This is a genomic window from Silvanigrella sp. (assembly GCF_044369315.1).
In the GTDB taxonomy this organism is placed as follows: domain Bacteria; phylum Bdellovibrionota_B; class Oligoflexia; order Silvanigrellales; family Silvanigrellaceae; genus Silvanigrella.
Map to the genome: position 1 here is coordinate 1 of NZ_JBIPMD010000134.1, position 8,799 is coordinate 8,799.

The 8,799-nt window shown below is 30.7% G+C and carries 8 protein-coding genes; 5 read left to right on the top strand and 3 right to left on the bottom strand.

From position 1 onward, the window contains the following. Positions 1–109 precede the first annotated feature (109 nt). Entirely contained in the window at positions 110–289 is a 180-nt protein-coding gene (locus tag ACIQ56_RS11025; RefSeq protein WP_397601111.1) for a hypothetical protein, read from the bottom strand. A gap of 241 nt (positions 290–530) precedes the next feature. On the opposite strand from ACIQ56_RS11025, the gene ACIQ56_RS11030 reads away from it, so the two are divergent. The 3 genes from ACIQ56_RS11030 to ACIQ56_RS11040 all read left to right on the top strand — a co-directional run bounded on the left by ACIQ56_RS11030 (position 531) and on the right by ACIQ56_RS11040 (position 2,101). Continuing rightward, complete coding sequence (locus ACIQ56_RS11030) at positions 531–983, top strand: MarR family winged helix-turn-helix transcriptional regulator (RefSeq protein WP_397601112.1); 453 nt, start codon at positions 531–533, stop codon at positions 981–983. Positions 984–1,042: 59 nt separating this feature from the next. Further along, positions 1,043–1,465, top strand: coding sequence for an organic hydroperoxide resistance protein (locus ACIQ56_RS11035; RefSeq protein WP_397601113.1), 423 nt, complete (start codon positions 1,043–1,045; stop codon positions 1,463–1,465). A 222-nt stretch (positions 1,466–1,687) separates the two neighbouring features. Then, positions 1,688–2,101 carry a DOPA 4,5-dioxygenase family protein gene (locus ACIQ56_RS11040; protein WP_397601114.1) on the top strand — a complete coding sequence of 138 codons (414 nt, stop codon included), beginning with the start codon at positions 1,688–1,690 and terminating at the stop codon, positions 2,099–2,101. A 22-nt stretch (positions 2,102–2,123) separates the two neighbouring features. Here the strand turns inward: ACIQ56_RS11040 and ACIQ56_RS11045 are convergent, their stop codons facing one another. Next, positions 2,124–3,713: a hypothetical protein gene (locus tag ACIQ56_RS11045; RefSeq protein WP_397601115.1), complete on the bottom strand. Its 1,590-nt coding sequence runs from the start codon at positions 3,711–3,713 to the stop codon at positions 2,124–2,126. Between the two features lie 254 nt (positions 3,714–3,967). Further along, entirely contained in the window at positions 3,968–6,211 is a 2,244-nt protein-coding gene (katG, locus tag ACIQ56_RS11050; protein ID WP_397601116.1) for a catalase/peroxidase HPI, read from the bottom strand. 549 nt (positions 6,212–6,760) lie between these two features. On the opposite strand from katG, the gene ACIQ56_RS11055 reads away from it, so the two are divergent. Then, complete coding sequence (locus ACIQ56_RS11055; RefSeq protein ID WP_397601117.1) at positions 6,761–7,699, top strand: hypothetical protein; 939 nt, start codon at positions 6,761–6,763, stop codon at positions 7,697–7,699. Between the two features lie 19 nt (positions 7,700–7,718). Then, the gene (locus ACIQ56_RS11060; RefSeq protein ID WP_397601118.1) at positions 7,719–8,663 is read left to right on the top strand and encodes a hypothetical protein; all 945 of its coding nucleotides are present in this window, start codon (positions 7,719–7,721) and stop codon (positions 8,661–8,663) included. Positions 8,664–8,799: the final 136 nt, after the last annotated feature.

The following is an 8,799-nucleotide window of genomic DNA, read 5'->3' on the forward strand; positions in this document are numbered from 1 at the left end:
CAAAACCCAAAAGATTGGTTACCTTGGAATTATCTTGATACTATCAACAAAATCAAAAACCACTCTCTATAAAAAATTTAATTCCATTCATTGTGTTTGTAAAATGCACTTATTGGGAGGACACATCCACAAGAATAAAATCGATTTCAGAAAATTGTATTTTAGCTATTTCTATTCCTTCTTTTGGATCTTGAAATTTTAACATTTCCACATTTGGAATAATATCTTTAATCAATCTCTCAACTTGACTCAAAGCTAATTTGCTATCATCAATGGCAAGAACCTTCATGCTGTTAAATTACCTCAAAATACTAAAATAGATTATTGGAAAAACTTTATGTGGTTTGATTATCGACTTTTAGTGGTTTTAAGTTAAATGTCAAAAGTAATTATTAAGTAAAAAATTAATTCAAATTTCATTGAATTTATGGAGCTTTTTGGATTTGCACCAATATGATTAAACAATTAAATTCAATAGGAATATAAAAATCCTAAATAATTGCTTGCAATATAATCGTAAGCGATGTATTATGATATTAAGGGAGAGTGATGTGTCCTTGATTCTTGACCAACAGCTTTGTTTTTTAGTGTATTCAACTTCATTAAGCTTTAATAAAGCTTATCAGAAGCTCTTGAAAGAATTAGGCATAACCTATCCACAGTACCTGGTAATGCTTGTACTATGGGAAAAGGAACCTCAAACCGTTTCGAAAATTTGTAATAGTCTTTATCTTGAGACAAGCACAATTACACCGCTGCTAAAAAGGTTAGAGTCTTTGCAATTTATCGAAAGAAAGCGTGAAATTACGGACGAAAGACAAGTCAATATCACCTTAACGGAAAAGGGGAGAAACCTTAAGGATAAGGTTAGCCACATTCCAGCGGAGCTAGGGAATAGTAGCAATCTCACGAAAGAGGAAATGAATCACTTGATGCAGGGACTGGCAAAGTTAAGAACGGCATTGCTGAAAAGAAGAGTTTGATTTTTTTAACATTTTATATCGTGAAAGATATAATATAACGCGATACAATTGGAGGTTTTATGTTAGAGAAGGTTTTATATTCAACAAGTGCGAAAGCTACAGGCGGTCGTGATGGCAAAACAGAAACTGTAGACGGTAAAGTAAAATTCAATCTATCTGTTCCAAAAGAACTAGGTGGACCAGGCGGAGAAGGAACAAATCCAGAGCAGCTATTTGCAATGGGCTACAGCGCTTGCTTTTTAGGCGCTATGAGGCACGTTTCTGGTCTAGAAAAAATTCAATTATCCGCTGATACAACAATCGAAGGCATTGTTGGCATTGGACCCATTCCAAATGGATTTGGAATTGAAGTTGAATTAAAAATTCATGTTCCAAATTTAGAAGTAGCAAAAGTAAAAGACATTGTTGAAAAAGCCCATATTGTTTGTCCATATTCAAATGCAACAAGAAACAATGTTCAAGTTAAGCTTACTATTATTTAAAATTTTTTTGGATTAACAATTTGCGAAAGAGAATAAATTTTATTTTATTCTCTTTCTTTTTTTATACCTTGTTAATTTATTAATATTTAAAAAATTTAATAAATTAACTAAAAAAATATTCTTAAATTGTGAATTGACTAATTTTATTTTAAAATTTACATTGAGCATTATTAAATTTTCACCTAAATCGTGTTTCGTTAAACTACAGAAAATAGGGAATTTATGACAATAAAAAAAGAAATGTCAATAGATGAAATTGATAGTTACCATGCCCATGTTTACTACGAAATGCATAATGGTTTTGAGACTGCTAAAGAACTAGCGCAATTAATTTCAAACCGTTTTCAAAATATTATCGTTTCAAATTTATTTGAAAGACCAGTTGGACCACACCCTGTACCTATGTTTGAGGCTGATTTTAGTATAGAAACATTTCATACTTTTGTACCATGGTTAATGCTAAATCGACAAAATTTAAATATATTAATTCATCCAAATACAAAAGATATGTATGCGGATCATCTTATTTATCCAATTTGGCTTGGAAATAAGTTAGAGTTAAATGAAGAATTTTTAAGAATTTCTTCAAATGTTTTAAAAAACACAACACCTCAAGAGAGATTAGAATTAATATAATCATTCCTATTTTTAAATAATATTATTCCTCTCTTTGAATTAATTCTTCAAAATATTTTAAATCCTGATTTGTAAATTTTCTTTTTGCCGATCTTTCATAATCCGCTTCTAATGAAGTTCTTTTTAAAACACCATTACTTGTAAGTTCAGTATAATTTTTATGAAGCTCAGGATTTCTTCGCCTTATTACCTTAGCGTAAAGATCATATTTTTCTCCCCTGTTTTCTTTATCAAATGAAAAAAACCTTGACTCTGCTATCATATCTTTGCAAATAGGTCCAAGCACGAAATCTTCTAAGGAGCCTTTTAATCTTTCAAAATTTTCTGTTTCAAAGTTCATTTTATTTGTTTGTGCTTCACTAAAATAATCGAGTTCCGTTAGTCGCATTCGGTAAAGTTTAAAATAGGAAAAAGATTGACCAGATTGTTCCGAAGTAGAAGCAACCGACATGGAAACTTGTCTAAATTGACTAATAGACTGCAACGGATCGAGTTTTTTTAATTCATCCATTGCTTTAAATCTCAAATTGGAATTTAAAAATTGGGGATCAAGCCCTAATTCTTTTAAGGTATCTTTCATCCATGAAATTTTTTTTCCGGGAGATAAGAAAAAAGAATAATTAAAGTCATTGCTTTCTTTAGATGGTAAAATACCACTCAATAAAAATAATAACTTACTATTATTAAATGCAGGAGAAACACGGAAATTTGCAATTACCGAAATAGGCATAATATAATTGTGCAAAAAAATTTTATCTGTAGAATTTGATAAAATAGAATCTATTGTTTTAAAATAAGAGGAAACAATATCAAAAAATTCATTTTTTAGTTGTGGACTAAAAATAGATTTTAATGCCGCTTTTCTTTTTGCATCATTTAAAATATATTCTTTTTTTCTTTGATCAAAGAGATTTACAATATTATTTATAGTTGCGCTCGATTTTAAAAAATTAAAATTATTAAAATGTTTATTTTTTTTAAAATACTCTAATAGATCTATCTTTGGATATTCTATATTTTTAATATTTCGAATTACAGCAGACATTAAACTTACTGGAAATGCATTTTCATCATTTAAACCAAGAGCTCGATAAAAATCTTTTTGTGGAAGAGTTTTTCTAAATTGAGAACGAACAATCCAAATATCATTTTGTGATATCATATTTTGAATTTCGTTAAATTTATTCTTTCCATGAATCAAAATTTCTCTTACATTTGTCCAATTATTCACTCTTGATGTTGATTTATAATTTTTACAGTAAATTAAAAAACTTTCAAATAAATGTTTTTTAATAATTAATGTAGGATCCACTAAAATTTCAAAAATATTTGGAAAATCATTTTTTAATAAACTCAATGAATAAAGAATATGGTTGGCTAAACTATTATCTATGAATCCAAAATATCTTGAATTCAAATAATAAAATAATACATTTTTTTCATAAATATCAAAACTATTAACATTCATTCTCATATTTATCATTTTATGAGTTTCATATGATTTTTTTATTTGCGAAATGAGGTTGTTTCCCATTTTCTTCAAATAAGCTTCTTGTGAACTATTTTCGATTTGCTGAGATGTTGATAAATTTAATGCCTCAAAATCACCCATATTATAAAATCCTTTCATAATATTATTTTTCGAACAAAAAGATTTGCTCTACTTAGAATTCAAAAAGGAGCTATATAATGTGAGAAAATATTATACCAATATCTCATATTCGATTTTTATTTTTAAATCATAAATATAATTCTATTTTTTAATAAGTTTTTTAATTATAATTTTAATTTTGCTTTTCTGTCATCTTATAAAAGAGGAACATATGAATTCTACAAGGAAATAAGGAAACAAAAAAAGTAATTTGTTTATTTTTTAGTCTTTATGATATCTAAATTCATTACCTTATTCCAAGCAGCAATAAAATCTAGCACAAATTTTTTCTTAGAATCACTACTAGCATATACTTCTGCTAATGCTCTGAGTTGAGAATTTGATCCAAAAATAAGATCAGCAACGGTAGCAGTCCATTTTAAATTTCCTTTAGCGCGATCTCGCCCTTCAAATACTCCTTTAGAACCAGTTGACTTTTGCCACTTGGTATTCATATCAAGCAAGTTAACAAAAAAATCGTTTGTTAATGCTCCTGGTTTATTCGTAAAAATACCATGTTTGGTATTGCCATAATTGGTATTTAAAACGCGCATGCCACCAATTAAAACAGTCATTTCTGGAGCAGTAAGAGTTAAAAGATTGGCACGATCTACTAAAAGTTCAGCCGCTGCTTGTTCTTGTCCTTTGCGAATATAGTTACGAAAAGCATCGGATGTAGGCTCAAGTACAGAAAAAGATTCTTTATCTGTCTGGCTTTGCAAAGCATCCATACGTCCTGGTGTAAAGGGAACTTTAACAACATGTCCTGCTTTTTTTGCGGCAACTTCAACAGCAGCACAACCACCTAAAACAATCAAATCGGCAAGAGAAATTCTTGTTTTGCCTCTTTGTTTGCTATTAAAATCTTTTTGAATTTTTTCAAATTTCTCAAGAATTTTGGCAAGCTCTTCAGGTTGGTTTACTTCCCAATCTTTTTGCGGTGCCAAACGAATGCGCCCTCCATTTGCACCTCCGCGTTTATCACTGCCGCGAAATGTGGAAGCAGATGCCCAAGCTGTTGAAATTAATTGAGATATAGTAAGACCCGATTTTAATATTTTTGCTTTAAACGCTTTAATCTCTTTCTCAGCAATCAATTTGTGATTTAACTTTGGAATTGGATCTTGCCATATGAGTTCTTCTTTTGGAACTAATGGTCCTAGATAGCGAGCTACGGGGCCCATATCTCGATGCGTTAACTTAAACCAAGCGCGCGCAAATGCATTTGCTAACTCTTTTGGATTTGCCATAAATCGACGAGATATTTTTTCATAAACAGGATCCATGCGCATAGCCATGTCTGCCGTGCTCATCATGGGTTTGTGAAATTTTCCTGGAATATGTGCATCTGGAACCGTATTTGCTCCCGATTGCCCTTTAGGAATCCATTGATGCGCTCCCGCAGGGCTTTTTGTTAATTCCCACTCGAATCCAAATAAGGTTTCAAAATAAGAATTATCCCATTTTATAGGAGTTGCCGTCCAAGCTCCCTCAAGACCACTTGTAATTGTATGAGCGCCTTTTCCGGTGCCGAAAGTATTTTTCCATCCGAGTCCTTGTTCTTCAATTTCTGCACCTTCTGGCTCAGGACCCATATATTTACTTGGATCGGCTGCTCCATGGGTTTTTCCAAACGTATGTCCACCTGCTACAAGTGCAACGGTTTCTTCATCATTCATTGCCATTCTTGCAAAAGTTTCTCGAATGTCACGAGCAGAACCCTTAGGATCTGGATTGCCATTTGGTCCTTCTGGATTGACATAAATAAGACCCATTTGAACTGCAGCCAAAGGATTATCTAATTGTCGATTGCCTTTATAACGCTCATCACCAAGCCATTTTCCTTCTGCTCCCCAAAAAATATCTTCACCTGGTTCCCAAACATCTTCACGGCCACCCGCAAAACCAAAAGTTTTAAACCCCATAGATTCAAGAGCAATATTTCCTGCAAGAATCATTAAATCGGCCCATGAAATTTTACAGCCATATTTTTGCTTGATAGGCCAAAGCAAACGGCGCGCCTTATCGAGATTGCCATTATCGGGCCAACTATTTAAAGGAGCAAAACGTTGTGTCCCAGAACCCGCACCACCACGACCATCTGCTATTCGATACGTTCCTGCACTATGCCAAGCCATTCGTATAAAAAACGGGCCATAATGACCATAATCTGCTGGCCACCACTCCTGAGAATCTTTCATTAGCGCATGAAGATCTTTAATTACCGCATTTAATTTCAAACTTTTAAATTCTTGCGCATAATTAAATTGAGGATCCATAGGGTTCGATAATTTTGAATGTTGATGCAATATATTTATGTTTAATTGATTAGGCCACCAATCTGCATTGGTTTGTGTTCCTAAGATTGTGTTTTTACGAAAACCACTTGAATAAGGACATTTATCATTGTTTTGCAAAGTGTTCTCCTCTACATGATTTGTAACTTTATACGCAATCATATTACTGCCTATTAAATTATTATGCAATTTTAGGTACATGAGGTGTGGCATATTGTTTTTTAATTCGGTTGAAATCTTCTCAAGAATAGACATGATATAGAAGATTATCGATAATTAAAAAGATGAACGATAAAAATTTGTGAATGAATCCTCTATTTTATTCATTAAAATAAGAGAAAAAGACTATTTTAAATGCTTAGATAAGGTCGTTACAAATTCAAAAGTAAAATACCTAATTGGGAGTAATTTAGCTCTTTAACATCATTATTACATTTAATTAAACTTTCTAAAACATCTCTACAAGCACTATTTTATTATTATGATTTCTTACCAATATAGCAATATTATTCAAAAATAAGACATAATATCCTAATTTATATATAATTTTTCAATGATTAAGATGATATATTTTTAAAAATATAAAATTCATTGGTTGACGAATTATTTAAAACTTCCTAACCACAAGAATGCGGTTATGGTTTTTATTAAAAAACAAATAGTTTACTTATATTTTAAAATTGTTTTGTTTGTTATTATTTAGGAGTTTTAATGATTTATAAAAATGCTTTGTCAATTGGAATGAGTCTTGCTGTTGTGATGCTTAATAGTTGCTCACGTGGCGGAGAAAGCTCTCCAAAAGCAAAAAAGCAAGTTAGAACAAATCTTTCCTTAAATCATAGTGCAACTGCTATTAATACATATACAGTTGAAGCTGAAGTAGTTTGTGGTTCTGATACTAGCATATATTCTATTACTAATGTTGATTCAAAATTTGAAGTTGTAAATGGAGAAGATTGCACTATTAAAATTAATAGATTTAATTATACAGATGCCACATCTAATACCCAAGATTATAATAGTTCAACCGCATTAACTTTATTATATGATAAAGCTAATACTGTTTCAAGAGCTCTAACTCACGGTGAATATACTAAAACAACTGATTCTAACATAAAAAAATACTTAAATGGAGTAAAAACAAGTGAGAGCGATCCTTTAACACTTGTTTTACTAGACTTTGCATCTGAAGCTTTATCAACTTGGAATGAATTAAGTACCACTCAAAAAGAATTTAAGTTTAATGAAGTAAAATTGCCAAATCCACTTTCATTAAGACTGATTAAAAATAGTTTTAAGGTAAATAATAATGCAAGTCCTAATATTAACCATACCCTTTCAAAAATAATTAGAGGTAACACAACCTGGCCAACAACCGGCGATAATACAACAGGATGTAAAATTATTACAGATAAAAAGGATCTTACTCCATCCGGCTCAATTACCACATTTAAACCTGTTATGAGCACTTACAATGGAGTAAATAATGCTTATAATGCTGCTACTGGTTCAAAAGATTGTTCTGATATTACTCTTGGGGATAGAGATAACTGGAAGGATCTCAAGGGTAATGATCAATATATTGTTCTAGCAAATGTAACTTCTATTGGTAACTCATACCGAGTAATTAAAATTCCGAAATCTAATTAAAAAATAAAAAGGGAAAGGAATGAAAATTTTAATGTTGAAAGCTTTTGGAATCATATTGTCTTCTCCAATTATTTTTTTATATCTTTCCCTTTCATTATCAGGATGCAAAAATCAAGAAAGAACACCTAATTTAATCTCAGGCATTGTTTTCACTAAATTCTCATTCAATACAAGAAACTCGGGAAATAACGATTCTACTTTAGGAAACTGGGAAGTAAACACACAATTACACTGCCCTCGTCTTATTTATAGTGATGGTAGTTCTTATACAATAGATCAAAAATTTACAAAAGACGGAAATGAGACAATTGATTTTCCTATTGGTGTTAGATATAATTGTGAATTAAGGATAAAAAGTTTTAATATAAATAATATTGATTACAATCCACAAAATAAAAATTCTCCTTTTAAAATTAAAAATAAGTATTCTAAAAAAATATTCGGAAATTATGTAAATCAAAACGACCCTAATGATCATAAATTTATTACTGGTAAAATGAATGCTGATAATTTTTCACTACATCTATTTGAAAAGGCAAAAGATACCGCTATTTTTACCTCCATTTATACCTCTGTTTTTAATGATATTGAAATATCATTTACATCTTTAGATGATCCTCAATTTGCAAGACTTCAAATCCGTGATAATTCACGAACTGAAGGCTCGGTTATAATTAATGAAATTAATTTGACTGATTTAAAAAAGTTAAGTCTTCAACAACGAACAAAGGATAGTAACGATATACATTATGAAGGTAATTTCCAATGTGTCGATAATGATGCTGAAGATAATTATATTATATCAAGAATAAAAACTCTCAATTCAGGTAGTCGATGCGCATTGGTTTTTAAAGCGGATAATTCTACCTCTACTTCAAGGATAAGTATTCGTATTGATAAAATTTCATTTAATTTAAATATTAATTTTAAAGAAAATATATGGACCGCAGAAATAAACCAATAACAAATTATTTAATAATGCCAGTTAAGAGTTGAGAATGTGTTTTTAGAAAAAGAATATGTACTTAAAAAGGCATGCAGAAAATCTTCCGAAAACATGGACAAGCAAGCCCTTTGTTGAACGGACTTTGGATGCCGTT